Origin of the sequence: Leucobacter sp. L43 (genome assembly GCF_016597785.1) — a bacterium.
Classification (GTDB): domain Bacteria; phylum Actinomycetota; class Actinomycetes; order Actinomycetales; family Microbacteriaceae; genus Leucobacter; species Leucobacter alluvii.
Genome location: NZ_JAENJG010000003.1, coordinates 547,394 through 564,038, shown reverse-complemented (window position 1 = coordinate 564,038; position 16,645 = coordinate 547,394). Strand labels below are relative to the sequence as shown.

General features: G+C 68.0%; 17 protein-coding genes. 5 read left to right on the top strand and 12 right to left on the bottom strand.

What is annotated here, in order from left to right:
* Nucleotides 1-221: 221 nt before the first annotated feature.
* From JE033_RS14535 to speB, 4 genes are all read right to left on the bottom strand, one after another.
* On the bottom strand, nucleotides 222-872 hold the full coding sequence (locus tag JE033_RS14535; RefSeq protein WP_200332574.1) for a cyclase family protein: 651 nt from the start codon (nucleotides 870-872) through the stop codon (nucleotides 222-224).
* A gap of 1 nt (nucleotide 873) precedes the next feature.
* On the bottom strand, nucleotides 874-2,298 hold the full coding sequence (locus JE033_RS14530) for a cytosine permease (RefSeq protein ID WP_200332572.1): 1,425 nt from the start codon (nucleotides 2,296-2,298) through the stop codon (nucleotides 874-876).
* A gap of 2 nt (nucleotides 2,299-2,300) precedes the next feature.
* On the bottom strand, nucleotides 2,301-2,759 hold the full coding sequence (locus tag JE033_RS14525; protein ID WP_200332570.1) for a nuclear transport factor 2 family protein: 459 nt from the start codon (nucleotides 2,757-2,759) through the stop codon (nucleotides 2,301-2,303).
* A gap of 88 nt (nucleotides 2,760-2,847) precedes the next feature.
* Complete coding sequence (gene speB / locus JE033_RS14520; RefSeq protein ID WP_090151492.1) at nucleotides 2,848-3,795, bottom strand: agmatinase; 948 nt, start codon at nucleotides 3,793-3,795, stop codon at nucleotides 2,848-2,850.
* Nucleotides 3,796-3,909: 114 nt separating this feature from the next.
* Here speB and JE033_RS14515 point away from each other — a divergent pair, with 114 nt between their 5' ends.
* The gene (locus JE033_RS14515; protein ID WP_090151495.1) at nucleotides 3,910-4,491 is read left to right on the top strand and encodes a helix-turn-helix domain-containing protein; all 582 of its coding nucleotides are present in this window, start codon (nucleotides 3,910-3,912) and stop codon (nucleotides 4,489-4,491) included.
* A 285-nt stretch (nucleotides 4,492-4,776) separates the two neighbouring features.
* Here JE033_RS14515 and JE033_RS14510 read toward each other — a convergent pair whose 3' ends face one another.
* From JE033_RS14510 to JE033_RS14500, 3 genes are read right to left on the bottom strand one after another with little or no spacing between them, the layout of a single operon-like run.
* Entirely contained in the window at nucleotides 4,777-5,895 is a 1,119-nt protein-coding gene (locus tag JE033_RS14510) for a zinc-binding dehydrogenase (protein WP_200332568.1), read from the bottom strand.
* A 2-nt stretch (nucleotides 5,896-5,897) separates the two neighbouring features.
* Entirely contained in the window at nucleotides 5,898-7,406 is a 1,509-nt protein-coding gene (locus JE033_RS14505) for a cytosine permease (RefSeq protein ID WP_200332566.1), read from the bottom strand.
* Nucleotides 7,403-7,573 carry a hypothetical protein gene (locus JE033_RS14500; protein ID WP_200332564.1) on the bottom strand — a complete coding sequence of 57 codons (171 nt, stop codon included), beginning with the start codon at nucleotides 7,571-7,573 and terminating at the stop codon, nucleotides 7,403-7,405. The genes JE033_RS14505 and JE033_RS14500 overlap by 4 nt, the downstream gene beginning before the upstream one ends.
* A 212-nt stretch (nucleotides 7,574-7,785) precedes the next feature.
* Here JE033_RS14500 and JE033_RS14495 point away from each other — a divergent pair, with 212 nt between their 5' ends.
* Nucleotides 7,786-8,835, top strand: a complete 1,050-nt coding sequence (locus JE033_RS14495) for an Lrp/AsnC family transcriptional regulator (protein WP_176698381.1) — start codon at nucleotides 7,786-7,788, stop codon at nucleotides 8,833-8,835.
* Here JE033_RS14495 and JE033_RS14490 read toward each other — a convergent pair.
* From JE033_RS14490 to argF, 4 genes are all read right to left on the bottom strand, one after another.
* Nucleotides 8,723-9,517, bottom strand: coding sequence for a nitrilase-related carbon-nitrogen hydrolase (locus tag JE033_RS14490; protein ID WP_200332562.1), 795 nt, complete (start codon nucleotides 9,515-9,517; stop codon nucleotides 8,723-8,725). The genes JE033_RS14495 and JE033_RS14490 overlap by 113 nt on opposite strands.
* 7 nt (nucleotides 9,518-9,524) lie before the next feature.
* Nucleotides 9,525-10,850 carry a tyrosine--tRNA ligase gene (gene tyrS / locus JE033_RS14485; protein ID WP_234037541.1) on the bottom strand — a complete coding sequence of 442 codons (1,326 nt, stop codon included), beginning with the start codon at nucleotides 10,848-10,850 and terminating at the stop codon, nucleotides 9,525-9,527.
* 160 nt (nucleotides 10,851-11,010) lie between these two features.
* Nucleotides 11,011-12,459: an argininosuccinate lyase gene (gene argH, locus JE033_RS14480; RefSeq protein WP_200332560.1), complete on the bottom strand. Its 1,449-nt coding sequence runs from the start codon at nucleotides 12,457-12,459 to the stop codon at nucleotides 11,011-11,013.
* 17 nt (nucleotides 12,460-12,476) lie between these two features.
* The gene (gene argF, locus JE033_RS14475; protein WP_200332558.1) at nucleotides 12,477-13,400 is read right to left on the bottom strand and encodes an ornithine carbamoyltransferase; all 924 of its coding nucleotides are present in this window, start codon (nucleotides 13,398-13,400) and stop codon (nucleotides 12,477-12,479) included.
* A gap of 135 nt (nucleotides 13,401-13,535) precedes the next feature.
* On the opposite strand from argF, the gene JE033_RS14470 reads away from it, so the two are divergent.
* The 3 genes from JE033_RS14470 to JE033_RS14460 all read left to right on the top strand — a co-directional run bounded on the left by JE033_RS14470 (nucleotide 13,536) and on the right by JE033_RS14460 (nucleotide 15,001).
* Nucleotides 13,536-13,673 (top strand): hypothetical protein, encoded by a 138-nt coding sequence (locus tag JE033_RS14470; RefSeq protein ID WP_176698382.1) that lies wholly within the window; start codon nucleotides 13,536-13,538, stop codon nucleotides 13,671-13,673.
* A 76-nt stretch (nucleotides 13,674-13,749) separates the two neighbouring features.
* The gene (locus JE033_RS14465; RefSeq protein ID WP_090151524.1) at nucleotides 13,750-14,172 is read left to right on the top strand and encodes a hypothetical protein; all 423 of its coding nucleotides are present in this window, start codon (nucleotides 13,750-13,752) and stop codon (nucleotides 14,170-14,172) included.
* Nucleotides 14,173-14,236: 64 nt separating this feature from the next.
* Complete coding sequence (locus tag JE033_RS14460; RefSeq protein ID WP_200332556.1) at nucleotides 14,237-15,001, top strand: HAD-IIB family hydrolase; 765 nt, start codon at nucleotides 14,237-14,239, stop codon at nucleotides 14,999-15,001.
* 84 nt (nucleotides 15,002-15,085) lie between these two features.
* Here the strand turns inward: JE033_RS14460 and JE033_RS14455 are convergent, their stop codons facing one another.
* Nucleotides 15,086-16,630, bottom strand: coding sequence for a malate:quinone oxidoreductase (locus JE033_RS14455; RefSeq protein ID WP_370567986.1), 1,545 nt, complete (start codon nucleotides 16,628-16,630; stop codon nucleotides 15,086-15,088).
* Nucleotides 16,631-16,645: the final 15 nt, after the last annotated feature.

Genomic DNA, 16,645 nt, shown 5'->3' with positions numbered 1-16,645 from the left:
CGCGCTGACAAGGGAATACATTACGGCCCCCGACCCCCGACCAGCAACACCACGCAGCATCCCGGGCGTGTCCCCGCATGAATCCGCCAATTCACCCACACGACACCCCACCGACACCCCAGCCGACACCGGGCTTGAATGGGGCAAAAGCTCGCCAAACCCGTCGGAATGCCCGTTTTCCGGGCGCGTCGCGGCCGGCCGGTCGCCCGGCTCGCGCGTTCTCACTCCACGACGGCGAGGGCGCGGATGGGAGAACCGTCGCCCGCGGCGATCCGCAGCGGGATGAGCGACATCTCGACGACCTCGGGCAGCGACGTCAGACGCGTGAGGTTCTCGACGATGACGCCGTCATTCCCCAGCCAGAACTCGTGCACCGGCATACCGGCCTCGAACGACGCTGCGTCAGTCGGATCGGGGCTGAAGCAGTCGACGCCGAGCACGCGCGCGCCGCGCGCCCAGAGCGTCCGCGCGAGTTCCAGCGACACCGACGGGTGGGCGCCCGCTGCCTCTCCCCCGAAGTGCACGTCCCACCCGGTGGCGATGCACACGATCGGCGGCAGATGATCCGGAACCGGATCGGCGAGGCGATCCGCCGTGATCGACTCCCCCGCGGCTGCCGGCGACGGGCCCACACGCAGCACCCGCGCGAGGCCCGTCACCAGTTCGAGCGGGATCTCGTCGACCGTGCGCCCGCCCACGACGGAGTGCGCCGGTGCATCGAGATGCGTGCCGGTGTGCGACCCCATGTCGAGTCGCGCCACCGCCACCCCGTCAGCGCCGACCGTGAGCGCCGGGGCGATCCTCACCTCGGGGTCACCGGGGTACACGGGCATGCCGGTGCTGACCGGGTGGCTCAGGTCGACGACGGCCATGTCAGTCTCCGAGCCGGAGCGCTGCGGTCTCGTCGGCGCCGTCGAGCAGGTGCCCGGTCGGCTGGGAATCGCGCGGATCGATGAGGCCGAGGCCGGCGCGACGGCCGATCCCGAGCATCAGACCGAGATAGAGGCCGAAGCTGATGACGAACGCGGGAATGTTCGCGCCAATGGGGCTCGGGGCGACGTACGCCAGCACGTAGGAGAGCACGGCTCCGATCACCCACACGATCACAGCGATCCAATTGACGCCGCCGCGGTACCAGTAGCGGCTCTCGGGGCGCTCATGCAGGATCTGGCGGGAGTAGCCCCGCCGCTTCAACAGGTAGTAGTCCGCGATCATGATCGCGAATACCGGCACGAAGAAGGCACTGATGATGAAGAGGAAGTCGGTGAACTGGTTCAGCAGGCCGAGGAATGTCGAGCCGACGATCGAGATGATGCCGAGCACGATGGCCGTCGGGAGGAAGCGGAGGTGCCATCTGGACTGCGCGTTCACCACCGAGGTCACCATTCCGAAGACCACCATCGTGTTGGTGGCCATGACGGAGAGGAAGATGGCGATGCCGAGCGGCCAACCGAATTCCGCGACGATCACCGACGGGTCGAACGGCGTCGCTTCGTCGCCGCGCAGGAGCACGGTGCTGAAGGCGACGAGCCCCAGGAACATGGCGATGGTCGTCGACAGCGTGTATCCGATCCCCGAGCCGACGATGCCCGCGGTGCTGCTCTTCGCATGCCGATTCATGTCGGCCGAGAGCACGGTCCAGGAGATCGCCGTCGCGATGACCATGTCGAGCGTGATGAACGAAGTGCCGCCGAGAGACGCGTCCACGGGCAGCGCCGCGAATTCGCCCGGGCTGAAAGCGCTGAAAGCTGCGGTGAATACGAAGCCCATCACGATGAGGATCGCGAGAGCGAGCCAGGGCTCGACGCGCGAAATGCCCGTATGCCCGAAGATCGCCAGCACGACGACGATCGCCTGGCAGAGTGCGGAGAAGAGCATCGGGTTCGAGAAGCCGGTCGCCTCGTGCACGAGGTAGTTCACCGTCACACCGGCGAGCATCGCCTGCACCCAGCTCCAACCCATCAGGATGATGAGATTCGCGACCGCGGGGAGGATGCTCCCGCGAATGCCGAAGGATCCGCGTGTCAGGGCCATCGTCGGAAGCCCGGTGCGGGTCCCCATGTTGCCGATGAGCACGAGCACGACGACGCCGATGAGCGTGCCGACCACGATCATGGCGCTCGCGGTGCCGAACGACACGGATGGCGTGAAGAGCGTACCGGTCAGGAGGGTGGTGACCACGAGGTTCGCGGCCAGCCAGATCATGCCGATGTGCAGCAAGGACTGGGTGCCGCGCACCGGGCCGGCGGACTCATGCTGGCCGTCGAGGGTGACGGCCATGGTCTCGGGACTGGTCATGATCAGAGCGCCGTATCGATCGCGGCGGCTGCAGCGGACTCGGGCGTTCCCGCTGCGATGGCAGACGGCACCGTGGAGAGATGTTCGTGGATCGCGATGAGCCCGTCGGGCTGAGCGCCGTCGGCGCGGAAGATGATGCTCTCGCGCTCGACGTACGAATCGGGGCCCTCGTCGGAGTCGATGCTGGTCGCGACGGTGTGGCTGAACACGGCACCGCCGGGGAACGTCTGCACCAGCCGGTCGGTGGAGGTGCACGAGGTGACGCGCCACCCGGAGGCGACCCAGCCGCCCCAGAGCGCTTCGTACTCGGCACGCGAGTCGAGCCGCGCGGCCTCGGGATGGAAGATGAAGCTCGCGTCGGCCGCGAAGCCGGCGAAGTACGCCTCAGTATCGGTCGCGGCGAACGCCTCGATGATGGCGTCGGCCGCGGCGATGACCGCTGCCTGGTCCGGGGTGTGCATGGGTGCCTCCATTGGCGTGTCTGACTGGGTGGAGCAGGCGGGGCGCGTCACGGCGACGGGCCCCGCCTGCTGGGGAGCGGATGCGGGATCAGCCGCGCGCTGCCATGGCGCTCACGAGTTCGTAGACGACGTGGCTCGCGGCCACCGCGGTGATCTGCGCGTGGTCGTACGCCGGGGCGACCTCGACGACGTCGGCACCGACGATGTGGAGGTCGGCGAGCCCGCGGATGAGACGGAGCATCTCGCGGCTGGTGAGTCCGCCGGCCTCGGGCGTGCCGGTGCCTGGGGCGTGAGCCGGATCCAGCACGTCGATGTCGATGGAGATGTAGAGCGGCTTGTCGCCGACGCGCTCGCGAATCTTCTCGAGCGTCGCGGGAATGCCGTGCTCTTCGACGAACTCGCTGGTGACGATCTGGAAGCCGAGCTTCACGTCGTCTTCGAGGTCGCTCTTGCCGTAGAGCGGCCCGCGGGTGCCGCCGTGCATGGAGGCGGTGAGGTCGATGAGACCCTCCTCGGACGCCCGGCGGAAGGGGGTTCCGTGCGTGGTGGGAGCGCCGAAATAGGTATCCCAGGTGTCGAGATGCGCATCGAAGTGCAGCACGGCGACGGGGCCGTGCTTCTTGTTGATCGCGCGCAGCAGGGGCAATGCGATGGTGTGGTCGCCGCCGATGGTGACGATCTTGTCCACGCGCTCGCCGAGCTCGGTCGCCGCCTCTTCGACCTGACGCACGGCCTCATCGAGGCTGAACGGGTTCGCCACGATGTCACCGGCGTCGACCACCTGCTTGACGTTGAACGGCGAGACGTCTTGCGCAGGGTTGTACGGACGGAGCAGGCGCGACGCTTCGCGCACGTGCGACGGGCCGAAACGCGCGCCCGGGCGGAAGCTCACGCCCGAGTCGAAGGGCACCCCCACGACGGCGATGTCGGCGGACGGCACGTCTTCGATGCGGGGCAGCTTCGCGAACGTGGCGATGCCTGCGTACCGGGGGGTCTGGCTCGCGTCGACGGGGCCTTGAGGCGTGTGAGAGGTCACGATGCGACTCGTCCTTCCAAAGTTGCGTATAAGTAAACAAGTGAGTTCTGTGGGTGAACTCGCATTCACTATAGGCTGGAGTTCGCAGAGAGGTCAACGGGAAGGCGGCACCGCATGCGACCGATCCACCCGACCGCAGCGGTCGAGGCGATTCGCATCGGCGCCAAGCTCCGATCGTCCCGTCTCGCCCAGGGCCTCACCCTCGAACAGCTCGCGCGGGCCACCGGCCTCACCAAGGGGTTCATCAGCCGCGTCGAGCGCGACGACACCATGCCGAGTGTGCCAACCCTCGTGCAGCTCTGCCAAGCGCTCTCGATGCCGATCGGCAACCTCTTCGAAGAGCCCGAGCTGCAGCTCATTCCGCTCGACACCGCACCCGCCATCAACATGGGCGGCACCGGTGCCGACGAGCGCCTCGTCACGCCGCGCTCGGAGGACCGCGTCCAGGTGCTGCGATCCACCCTCGCGCCCGAGGCGAGCGGGGGCGACCAGCTCTACACCGTCAACTGCAGCCTCGAGTCGCTGCACGTCATCTCGGGCGACCTCGAGATCACGTTCGCCGATCGCCAGGTCGCGCTGCAGGCCGGGGATACGCTGACCTTTCCCGGTCGCGCGCCGCACACCTGGAGCGCCGGATCCGCTGGCGCCGAAGCCGTATGGGTACTCGTGCCGGCCGCCTGGAGCGGCTCCGCCTGATCCGTTCGGGCGGGATCCGGCGGATCCTCGGCGGCGGATCCTGGGCGACGGATCCACGGCGGCTGCACCGCGCTCCCGCGGCCCGCGCTCCCGCGGCCCGCGTCCCCGCGCCCCCGCGGCCCGCGCCCCCGCGCCGAAAGCGCGATTCGGCACCTTCCCAAGTGGGGAACGGTGCCGAATCGCGCTTTCGAGCAGTCGAGCAGTCGCAGCGAGCAGTCGCAGCGAGCAGGGGCGAAGCGAGCAGGGGCGAAGCGAGCAGTCGCGGCGGCGAGCCGCCCGACTCCGCTACTCCCCGAAGAGGATCACGCTGCGCGTGCGCTCCCCGCGCCGCATGGCGTCGAAGGCTTCGTTGACGTCGTCGAGTCCGACACGCGCGCTGATGAGGTCGTCGAGCGGCAGCGCACCGGAGAGATAGGCTCCAGCCACGCGCGGGAAGTCGCGCGCGGGAACGAGTCCGCCGTAGTTCGAGCCGATGATCGTCTTCCCCTCATACGCGAGCAGCAGACCGTCGATCTCGACGCTCTGCCCTTCCGGCGGCAGGCCGACGAATACGGCGCGGCCGCCGGGCCGGATCAGTTCCGGCAACTGCTGCATCGTCTGCACGCGGCCGATCGCCTCGAAGGCCACGTCGGCTCCGCCACCCGTGGCTTCGCGCACCTGCTCTACGAGATCGTCGCCGCTCAGCACGGTGCGTGTCGCCCCGGCTCGCGTGGCCTCGGCGAGCTTTGCCTCCGACACGTCGACCGCCACGATCGGGTTGGCTCCCGCGAGACGCAGCGCCGAGATGATGGACAGCCCCACGCCGCCGGCGCCCACGACCACCGCGGACTCACCCGCGACCACGCGGGCGTTGTTGGCCACTGCGCCGTAGCCGGTGCCGACCGAGCATCCGATCAGGCTGGCCACGTCGAACGGCACGCGCTCGTCGATCTTGATCGCCGCGAACTCCGGCACGACGATCGCCTCGGCCATGGCACCGGTCGCCAGGTACGGGTAGGCCGCGGCGCCGTCGGATCCGTCGCTCCACCGGGTCGTGCCGTCGGGCAGCAGCGAGTCGTTCGATTTGGCCCGCGTGCACGCCCAGGGCTTGCCCCCCGCGCATTCCCCGCACCGCTGGCAGGCCTGGTGCCACGCGATGACCACGTGGTCTCCGATCTCGAGCCCGCGCACTCCGGCGCCCACGGCTTCCACGACTCCGGCGGCCTCGTGCCCCATGACTGCCGGCAGCGGCACCTGCCATTCGCCGTCGAGCACGTGCCGATCGGATCCGCAGACGCCGGCCGCGCGCACCGTGACGCGCACCTCGCCGTGCTCGGGGCCCGCCAGGGTCATCGTCTCGACCGACAGCCGGTCACCCTCGGTGCCGCGGTAGACGGCGGCGCGCACCTGCTTCGGCTCAGTCATCGTTACTTCCTTCCGGCGGCCGCGAACGGATCGGTCTGGCCGTACGCGCCGCGGCCGCGGCGCACGTAGAGCAGCCAGTTGAGGAGGAGGTAGACCGCGATCGCGATGCCGATGGTCGGCACGGTCGCCGTCGCGTATCGGAAGATCGGCAGCGTCTCGAGGGTGATGGGGTTGTACACCCAGAGGTAGAAGATCGAAGCGGTCGCGACTGCGATCATCGCGGCGAGGTTCACACCGCCGGTGAAGCGCAGCGGATCTTCGACCCCGTTCGCGTAGAGCGCCCGCACGGGAACGTTCTGGCGGCGGAGGATCAGGTAGTCGGCGATGATCACCCCGCAGATCGCGGCGATGAACGCTCCCGATATCACGACGAACGTCATGAACTGCCCGTACATGAAGCTCGGGAACAGTGCGAGCACCGCCGGGAAGAACAGGAAGACGGCGCACAGCGCCGGCCATCGGAGTCGGGAGAGCGCCCGTCCGCTCGACTGCTTGATCGCGAGGACGGTCGAATACGCGATCGACGCCATGCTGGTGACGTTCGCGAACCCGACGAACAGCAGCGTGAGGATGCCGAGCACGGGGCCGCCGAGCGGCACCATCCAGGCGGTCGGGTCTGCGGCCCCGAGCATGAGCGCTGCGGCCATGCCGACCAGCTGAGCGACCACTGTCCCGATGAAGATCCCTCCGTACGCGGGCCACAGCGCCGCCTTCGGGCCGCGCGTCAGTCGGGCGAGCGTGCCCATCACGGGCCACCACGACAGTCCCGCGCCGAGATTGAATTCAACGGCCATCGCGAAGTTCAGGGTTTCGTCCTCGAACGGGGCCAACGGCTCGGCCGCGAACAGGTCAGCCCAGGAGTGCTGCGACATGAGGAGCACCATCATGAGTGCCACGATGATGAGGAGGCCGGGTGCGACGAAGCGGTTGAGCTTGCTGATGGCGACCGGGCCGCGTGAGAGCAAGAACCAGCCGCCCAGGATGGCCGCGAGCGCGAAGATCGTGACGACGGGACCTTCGACGTTGAACTCCGTGCCGAATGCCTGGTTCGAGATCTCGGTGAACGCGCGGCCGAACATGATGCCGAGCAGCGAACTCCACCCCATCTCGGTGACGAGCACGACGGTGAACACGACGATGGCGACGCCGACCGCGCCGAAGACCGACTTCAGTGCGCGATACTGCTCCACGCCGAGACGCTGGCTGAGCAGCACGCTGCCGAGCACCATGATGGCGAGTCCGAGCGTATTGCCGAGGAGCATCGCCGCGATGCCGTCGCCGAATCCGACGAGCAGCACCGTCGAACCGCCCGTGAGAAACGCCCACGTGGCGATGGCCAGGCTGAGCGTCACCCAGCTGAAGTCGGTGGCGCGCCAGGTGCGTTCGCTCTTCGTCAGCGGTAGCGATCCGAAAGTCGCCTCCTCGGCGACAGCCGCTTCGACGCGCAGCGCCTGCGTCTCGGTGAGCTCGGAGGCTGATGCGCTGGGACGCTCGTCTGCGGCGCCGCTCACAGCACACCTGCGATCCACGAGCTGAGTGCGATGACGCCGACGACGCTCAGGAAGAGCGCGAGGCTGCCGCCGCCGAGCCTGGCGTGCACCGGGTCGTCCGCCTCGACCGTTTCGATGTGCGTCAGTCGACGCTCGAGCTCTTCAGCGAGCCGAGTATCCGTGTTCATGGGACAGACCTCCTTGTGTATCCGTGTGATCCCGCTTCCGCTCACGCGGAGAACGGAGCCAGCCTAGGTGACTTCGGGGCATTTCGTTCGTCGTCCGGTCGCACGGATGCGCAAACGGCCAGAGAACGGACAGAATGTGCGCGAGAGCCGTAGAATGGCGCTTCTGGGCTGCGCATCTGCGCAGCCCGATCGAGGCGGCTAGGGAGTCAGCGATGGAGCATCCGGTCGAATCTGCTGAACTGCGCCGGCGCGTGCTCCGCGGCCTGCGAGAGAACGGACGCGCGAGCTATTCGCGGATCGCAGCTGAGCTCGGTGTGAGTCGCCGGCAGGTGACCCAGATCGTGCAGAGCGCGATCACGCGCGGCGAGCTGCGGTTGACCGTGTCGATCAGCCCCGATCTGCTGGGGCTCGAGCGCTTCGCCTACCTGCAGCTCTCCGTTTCCGGGCCCATCGCTCCGGTCAGATCGGCCCTCGCGGCGATGCCAGAGTCGACCTTCGTCGCCGACATCAGCGGCCACTACTCGATCGACGTCGAAGTGCGCGTCGGCGCGGACCCGCACCTGCGCTCCACCGTCGACCGGGTTCGGGAGCTGCCCGGAGTGCAGGAGGTGCGCACGCATCTGTACGAGAGCATCGAGGTCAACCGGTACTCCCCGCTCCGCACCGGACGAACGTCGTTCGTCGTCGACGAGGCCGACCGTGCGCTCGTGAGTCATCTGCAGCGCAACGGTCGCGCTTCGTTCCGCGAGCTCGGAGAGGCGGCGGGCATCTCCCCCAGCGGTGCGCGTCTCCGCTTCGAGCGTCTGACGCGCGACGGAGCGGTGAAGGTCGTCGGCATTCCGGTGCGCGGCGCGCTCGCGTCGCCCGATGGAGCCGGGGCCGCCGATCGCGTGGAGACCCCGTCCATCGGGGTCGGTGTGAAGATCCGGGGCAGGATCTCGGCCGCACTCTCGAGTGTGCGTTCCCTCGACCCCGAGTTCATCGCGACCACCATCGGAGACTACGACCTCATCGTGACGCTCTCCGCCGACAGCTACGAGGAGCTCCTCGATCAGGCCGACCGGTTGCGCACACTCCCCGAGGTCGAGCGCATCGAAACGTGGGCGAACCTCAGGATCGTGAAGGAGCAGTACGGCGAGGGCGATCGGCTCAGCGCCAGCCCGCGTACACCTCTGGCCGACGATCCTGCAGATACAGCGCGCCAGCACCCACCGACGGCCGACCCGGGTCGGAGGCCTCGGGATCCGGCACATCAACGATGAGCAGTTCGGGATCGGCGCCGGACGCTCCGAGCACCGCGCCCTCGAATCCGGCGACCACGCTCAGGCCCGCGAAGATCCCTCCGGCGTGATCGGCGTAGGCGACGACGATGCGGTTCTCGGCGGCGCGAGCGCGCACGAGCAGCTCGGGCACGTACGCCGAGTCGCCGTCGATCGCCGTTGGCACCAAGAGCAGATCGGCGCCGTTCGCCGCCGCGAAACGGGCGGGCTCGGGGAACTCGATGTCGTAGCAGATCTGGAAGGCGACGCGCCGCCCGTTCCAGTCGGCGATGCGGGGAGGATCGGCAGCCGGGGTGAAGGCCAATCGTTCGTCGGCGCCCCACAGGTGCACCTTCTCGTAGCGCAGCACTTCGTCGCCGGCGGCGTCCCAGAGACCCGCGGCGATGGCGAACGTGCCGTCCTCGCGGGCGAGCGGGAACCCGGCGGCGATCGCGACCCCGGTCTCACGCGCGATGGAAGCGAGTGCGCTCGGGATATTTTCGACGCGTTCGGCGCTCAGCCATTCGGCGAGCTCGGCAGGCGCGTACCCCGTCACGAAGAGCTCAGGTGTGAGCAGCAGCTCGGCACCGGCCCTCTTAGCGTCGGTCGCGGCCGTGCGAATGGCGGCGAGGTTGGCCTCGGGGTCGAGGGGCGTCGCGGACGCCTGCAGCAGAGCGATGCGCATCGGAACCCTACTTCACCACGACGCCGGCGAGCGTCTTCTTGCCTCGGCGCAGGACCGCGATCGCGCCGTGCAGCAGATCGTCGCTCTCGAGCACGCGATCCTCGGACTCCACCGCAGCGTTGTTCACGTACACTCCGCCCTGCGAGATCGCGCGTCGAGCCTCGCCGAGGCTCTTCACGAGTTCCGTGTCGACGAGGAGTTGCGCGACCGGCGTGCCGATCGATCCGGTCGCCTGGGACAGCTCGGAGACGGCGCCGCGCAACGATGACTCATCGAGCGCGGAGAGGTCTCCGCGGCCGAACAGCGCCTCGGATGCGTCGATCGCACCCTGCACCGCCGCAGCCCCGTGCACGAGCGTCGTCACTTCGAGCGCGAGACGCTTCTGGGCTGCGCGCTTGAAGGGCTCGGTTTCGACCTGGCGCGCGTAGTCTTCGATCTCGTCGCGCGACAGGAAGGTGAAGACCTTCAGACGATCGACGACGTCGGCGTCGGCCTGGTTCAACCAGAACTGGTAGAAGGTGTAGGGCGAGCACATCTCCGGGTTCAACCAGATCGCGTTGCCCTCGCTCTTGCCGAACTTCGTGCCGTCGGCGTTGGTGATCAGCGGCGTTCCGATGGCGTGCGCCGAGGCGCCCTCGACCTTGCGGATGAGTTCCGTGCCGCTCGTCAGGTTGCCCCACTGATCGCTGCCGCCCGACTGCAGCTTGCAGTCGTACTGCCGGTACAGTTCGAGGAAGTCGAGCCCCTGCAGGATCTGGTAGCTGAACTCGGTGTAGCTGATGCCCTCGTCGGAGTTCAGCCGCTTCGCGACGATGTCCTTCTTGATCATCGTGCCGACACGGAAGTGCTTGCCGATCTCGCGGAGGAAATCGATCGCCGAGAGCGGCGCAGTCCAGTCGAGGTTGTTGACGAGCCTGGCGGCGTTCTCGCCTTCGAAGCTCAGGTATCGGGAGACCTGCTGGCCGAGCGAGTCGACCCACTCGGCGACGGTCTCACGCGAATTGAGCACCCGCTCCGCAGTGGGGCGCGGATCGCCGATGAGCCCCGTCGACCCGCCGACCAGACCCAACGGCCGGTGCCCGCGCAGCTGCAGGCGGCGCATGAGCAGCAGCTGCACGAGATGCCCGAGGTGCAGGCTGGATGCCGTCGGGTCGAATCCGCAGTAATACGCGAACGGTTCGCCCTCGAGCAGCGTCGACAGCGCTTCCGCGTCGGTCGACACATGGATCAGCCCGCGCCACTCCAGCTCTTCCCACAGGGTGGCGAAGCTGTCGTCGTTGCGCTGGGCGGCCAGGATCTCGGTGCGATCGTTCAGTTCAGACACGCCTGTCATCGTACCGCCTGACGCTCATGGAGCGCGCGTCCCGGTCTTCATGGACCGCGCGTCCGTGAGAGATCCGACGTCCGTGAGGGCTGAACATGCTCATTCGCCTCACCGGAGCCGTTGTTCCTCCCGGGGAGAGCGCGCACCGCTCGCCGCACTCATCGGAGACTCAGGCCCGGAACTCAGCGATCCGCTCGGCGAGCCGGGCGAGCTGCTCGTCGACGCGAATGCGAGCGGTGCCGCCGGCCCCCACGCGCGAGTTCACAGACCCCTCGATGGTGAGCACCTCGCGCACTGCCGGAGTGAGGTGCGCCGAGATCGACGCGAGTTCGGCATCGCTCGGTTCGTGGAGCTCGATGCCCCGCTCCTCGCAGTGACGCACGAGTTCACCGGAGATCTCGTGCGCGTCGCGGAAGATCACGCCTTGCTTCACGAGCCACTCGGCGACGTCGGTGGCCAACGAGAACCCCTGCGGGGCGAGCTCGGCCATCCGCTTCGTGTCGAACGTGAGCGTCGCCACCATGCCGGTGAACGCGGGGAGCAGTACCTCGAGCTGGCCGATCGAGTCGAAGACCGGTTCCTTGTCCTCCTGCAGATCGCGGTTGTACGCGAGCGGCAGCCCCTTCAGCGTCGCGAGGAGGCCGGTCAGGTTTCCGATCAGACGCCCGGACTTTCCGCGAGCCAGCTCGGCGATGTCGGGGTTCTTCTTCTGCGGCATGATGCTGGAGCCGGTCGAATAGCCGTCGTGCAGGCGAACGAAGCCGAACTCCTTGGTGTTCCAGAGGATGATCTCTTCGGAGAGCCTGGAGAGGTCGATGCCGATCTGCGCGGTGATGAACGCGAACTCGGCGACCACGTCGCGAGCCGCGGTGCCGTCGATCGAGTTCTCGAGCGGATCGCCGAGTCCGAGTTCGGTCGCGACGAGCCGGGGGTCGAGGCCGAGCGAGGAGCCGGCGAGGGCGCCGCCGCCGTAGGGCGAGGCGCTGGCGCGGGACGCCCAGTCGCGGAGACGCTCCAGGTTGCGGACGATCGGCCAGGCGTGCGCCGCGAGCTGGTGGGCCAGCAGCACTGGCTGAGCGTGCTGCAGATGGGTGCGGCCGGGCAGGATCGCGTCGGGGTGCGCCGCCGCCTGGTCTGCGATGGCGTCGAGCAGGTCGAGCAGCATGTCGCGGATCACAGCGGCATGGTCGAGGAGGTACAGACGCACCAGGGTCGCGATCTGGTCGTTGCGGCTGCGTCCGGCGCGGAGCTTGCCTCCGAGCTGCACGCCCGTGATCTCGATGAGCAGTCGCTCGAGCGCGGAGTGCACGTCTTCGTCATCTGCGGCGGGAACGGCGCGGCCGTCCGCGACGCGAGCTGCGAGCTCGTCGAGCGCGGCTCGCATCTCGGCGAGCTCGTCTTCGCTCAAATACCCGGCTGCGGCGAGCGCAGTCGCGTGCGCCTTCGAACCGCGGATGTCGTAGGGAGCGAGGATCCAGTCGAACTGCGTCGACTTCGACAGGGCTGCGAGCGCCGGCGCGGGGCCGCTCGCGAAGCGCCCGCCCCAGAGGGCGCCGCTCTCACCGGCGCGATTGCCGGCGGTCTCGGTCGGGGCGGACTGCTCGTGTTCGTTCGTCATCTCTGCTTCTCTCCGTCTTACGCCTGCGCCAGCAACCAGGTCATGAGTGCCTTCTGGGCGTGCAGGCGATTCTCCGCTTCATCCCAGACCACGCTCTGCCCTCCGTCGATCACTTCGGGCGCGACCTCGTACTCCCGGTAGGCGGGAAGGCAGTGCAAGAAGATCGCATCGCTCGCGGCATCCGCCATGAGTTCAGGGGTGACGCGATACGGGCCGAAGGTCTCGATGCGCTCGGCCTTCTCGGCTTCTTGGCCCATCGACACCCACGTGTCGGTGATCACGGCGTCAGCGCCCGAGACGGCACGCGCCGGGTCGGTGAAGATCTCCACGCTTCCGCCTGTCTGAGCGGCGATCCGTTCGGCGTCGGCGACGATGTCGGGACGCGGATGGTGGCCCTCCGGCCCCGCGATCCGGATATGCATGCCCGCGGTCGCGAATCCGAGCAGATAGGAGTGCCCCATATTGTTCGCGGCATCCCCGAGGTACGTCGCGGTGAGACCGGCGAGGTCGCCCTTCCGCTCCTGAATGGTCTGCAGATCGGCGAGGATCTGGCACGGGTGGAAGTCGTCGGAGAGCGAGTTGATGACCGGCACGCTCGCGTCGGCCGCCATCTCCTCCAGTCCGCGGTGGTCGAACGTGCGCCACACGATGAGCGACACCATCCGCGAGAGCACCTTCGCGGTGTCGCCGATCGATTCCTTCACGCCGAGCTGCGCCTCACCCGGGTTCACGATGATGGGCGATCCGCCGAGCTCGGCGATGCCCGCCGCGAAGCTGAAGCGGGTGCGCGTGGACGTCTTGTCGAAGAAGACGGACACGGACCGCGGTCCCTCCAGCGGACGCTCCGAGAACGGCTCTCGCTTGAGTCGCGCGGCGAGTTCGAGGACTTCGCGCTGCTCGGCGGGGCTCAGATCGTCGTCTCGGAGAAAATGTCGGGTCACCCGGTTCAGTCTAGACGCGCACCGGTGCTGCGCGAGACGAGCCGCTCGACGCCGATTCGCTCCGGGCGGGGGTCTCCTCGCGTCTCCGTCCACGGTAGGCTGAATCCGACCTGCTGCCACCCAGAGAGGCCCACGATGTTCAACAAGATCTTCGACGCCGTCGCACTGTTCTACTGCGTCGTGTTCGTCGGTACGGCTGCGGCGACACTGGCGCTCGTCGTCGTCTCCGCGGTGACCGGAGAGTCGCCGATCGATTTCTCCGGGCAGCACTAGCATCGCGCCGATCGCGCTGGGCGGTCTGCGCTGAGCAACTTCGCGCGGTGAGCGCGAGGTAGAAGAGGAGACGCATATGCGTGTCGCAGCGGCCTTTCTCGCGGATGCGGCGAACGTTCGGGAGGGAACCCTCGGCGTTCTCTCCGGCTTCATCAACACGATCAACCGCGAGGAGTACCCGGCGATGCTCGGGGCGACCCTCGTCGTGGTCGTCGAGTACGACGAGAACGAGGCGCGTCGCGGGGATCCGGATCGCTCTTTCCGCGCCCGATGCGAGCCCGCTGTCGGCGGTGCTGAACTCTTCAATGTGGAGGGCACGTTCAGCCTCGGGGGCGGCAATGACAGTTTCGGGTACATCCCGATGGTCTTCCCGCTGAACGAGGCGCGGGTGCCGTCGCCTGGCAGCTACCGCATCGTGTTCGAGGGCACCGGGCTCGAACGCGTGGACGTGCGCTTCTACGCGAACGCGACGTCGCTGCCGTCGCTGGACGACGAATAGCCGTCTCCCGAGCCGTGAGCTCCCGGCGAGCCGTCTGCGCGGCGCGACGTGGAAGAATCTTCACGTGACTCAACTCCCGCGCATCATCGCCTTCGATCTCGACGACACCCTTGCACCCTCGAAGTCCCCGCTCGACCCCCGCATGCTCGCGGTGTTCGCCCGGCTGCTCGAACGCACGAGCGTCGCGGTGATCTCGGGGGGCAACTTCCAGCAGTTCGAGTCTCAGCTGGTGACGCAACTCGACGGGGTGGCGAGCGTGACTGAGGAGATGCTCGGGCGGCTGCACCTGCTTCCGACCTGCGGCACGAGGTATGAGCGGCGCGAGCGCGGTCAGTGGGTGACGGTGTATCAGGAGGAGCTCACTGAGCGGGAGCGCAATGACGCGTTGACCGCGCTCCGCGAGGAGGCTGAGCGTCTGGGCCTCTGGGAGCGGGAATCGTGGGGGGACGTCTTGGAGGATCGCGGATCCCAGATCACCTTCTCGGCTCTGGGCCAGCGCGCCCCGGTGGAGGTCAAGCACGCCTGGGACCCGACGGGGGCGAAGAAGAGCGCCCTCCGCGCCGCAGTCGCGGTCCGCCTGCCCGGCCTCGAGGTGCGCAGCGGTGGCTCTACCTCGGTCGACATCACGCGTCGCGGGATCGATAAGGCTTACGGCATGCAGAAGCTCGTCGAATACACGGGGGTCCCGCTCAGCGACATGCTGTTCGTCGGTGATCGGCTCGACGAGGACGGCAACGACTACCCGGTGCTCGCACTCGGCGTCTCATGCCATGCCGTCACGGGCTGGGCCGAGACGGCGGAGTTCGTCGAAGCTCTCATCGCCGAGTAGCGCTGGGCGACGCCGAGCTGGGCGACGCCGAGCTGGGGGACACCGAGCAGCGCAGGGCGCCGCCCAGCACCGCTGGCGGGACGGTCAGGACCGCACTGCCGCCTGCTCGGTCGAGGCCGCTTCCTGCTCGGTCACGTGCTCTGCGGGCGCCGGTACGAGGCCGAGGACCTGAGAGGTGTGAGCGAGCGATGCCGCAGCGAGCTCGGGGTCGTGGTTCAGGCCGCCCGTCTTGAGCGCCGGGATGTGCTCGGTGAACACGGACTCCCAGGTGCTCGTGAACTGCTCGGGGAAGCATTTGCGCAGCACACCGAGCATCGCGTAGACGGCCGTCGATGCGCCGGGCGATGCACCGAGCAGGCCGGAGATCGTTCCGTCGCCGCCGGTGATCACCTCCGTGCCGAATTGCAGGATGCCACCCTTCTCGGGGTCGTTCTTCATGACCTGGACGCGCTGACCGGCCTCGATCATCTCCCAGTCCTCGGTGCGCGCGGTCGGCATGTACTCCCGAAGCGTCTCCATCTGCTTCTCACGGCTCGCGAGGAGCTCGCCGAGCAGGTACTTCTCGAGAGCGAACTCGGTGAGTCCGACCTTGAGCATCGGTCCGAGATTGTGCGGCCGGATGGATCCGGGGAGATCCCACCACGAGCCCTTCTTGAGGAAGTTCGGGCTGAATCCGGCGTACGGCCCGAAGAGCAGGCTCTCCTCGCCGTCCACGACGCGCGTGTCGAGGTGCGGAACCGACATGGGCGGTGCGCCGACCGCGGCTTTCCCGTAGACCTTGGCCTGATGCGCGCGCACGATCTCGGGGTTGCTGGTCTTCAGGAACTTGCCGCTGATCGGGAAGCCGCCGAAGCCCTTGATCTCGGGGATGCCGGAGGACTGCAGCAGCGAGAGCGCCCCGCCGCCGGCTCCGACGAAGACGAACTTCGCGTTCACGATCGTCGTGGTATAGCCGGAGCGGTTGCGCACGTACACGTCCCAGGTGCCGTCGTCGAGCCGGCGGAGCTTGCGCACTTCTGCCCCGAGGCTCAGCCCGGCCCCCTCTGAGACGAGGTGCGAGATGAGCTGGCGCGTCACAGCGCCGAAGTCGACATCGGTTCCGCTCTCAGAACGCGTCGCAGCGAAGACCTCGTCCTTCGAACGGCGGTCGACCAGCAGGGGCGTCCACTCCGCGATCTGCTCCGGGTCCTCGCTGAACTCCATGTCGGAGAAGAGCGGCTCGGTGCGCAGCAGCTCCCAGCGGCGTCGGAGGTAGTCGACGTTCTCGGCCCCGCGCACGAACGTCATGTGCGGGGTCGCATTGATGAACGAGGAGGGTTCTCCGAGGATGCCGCGCTCCACGAGTGACGACCAGAACTGACGGGAGAGCTGGAACTGCTCGTTGATGTCGATGGCCTTCGCCGCCGACAGGCTCCCGTCCTTGCCCTCCGGCATGTAGTTGAGCTCGCAGAGGGCGGCGTGACCGGTGCCCGCGTTGTTCCACGCGTTGCTGCTCTCGGTCGCGACCTCGGTGCGGGACTCGAAGATCTCGATAGACCAATCGGGCTGGACCTGCTTGATCAGCGTACCCAGCGTGGCGCTCATTACGCCGCCACCGATGAGGACGACGTCTACGGTGTTGTTGCTCACGATGTGCAAGTCTAG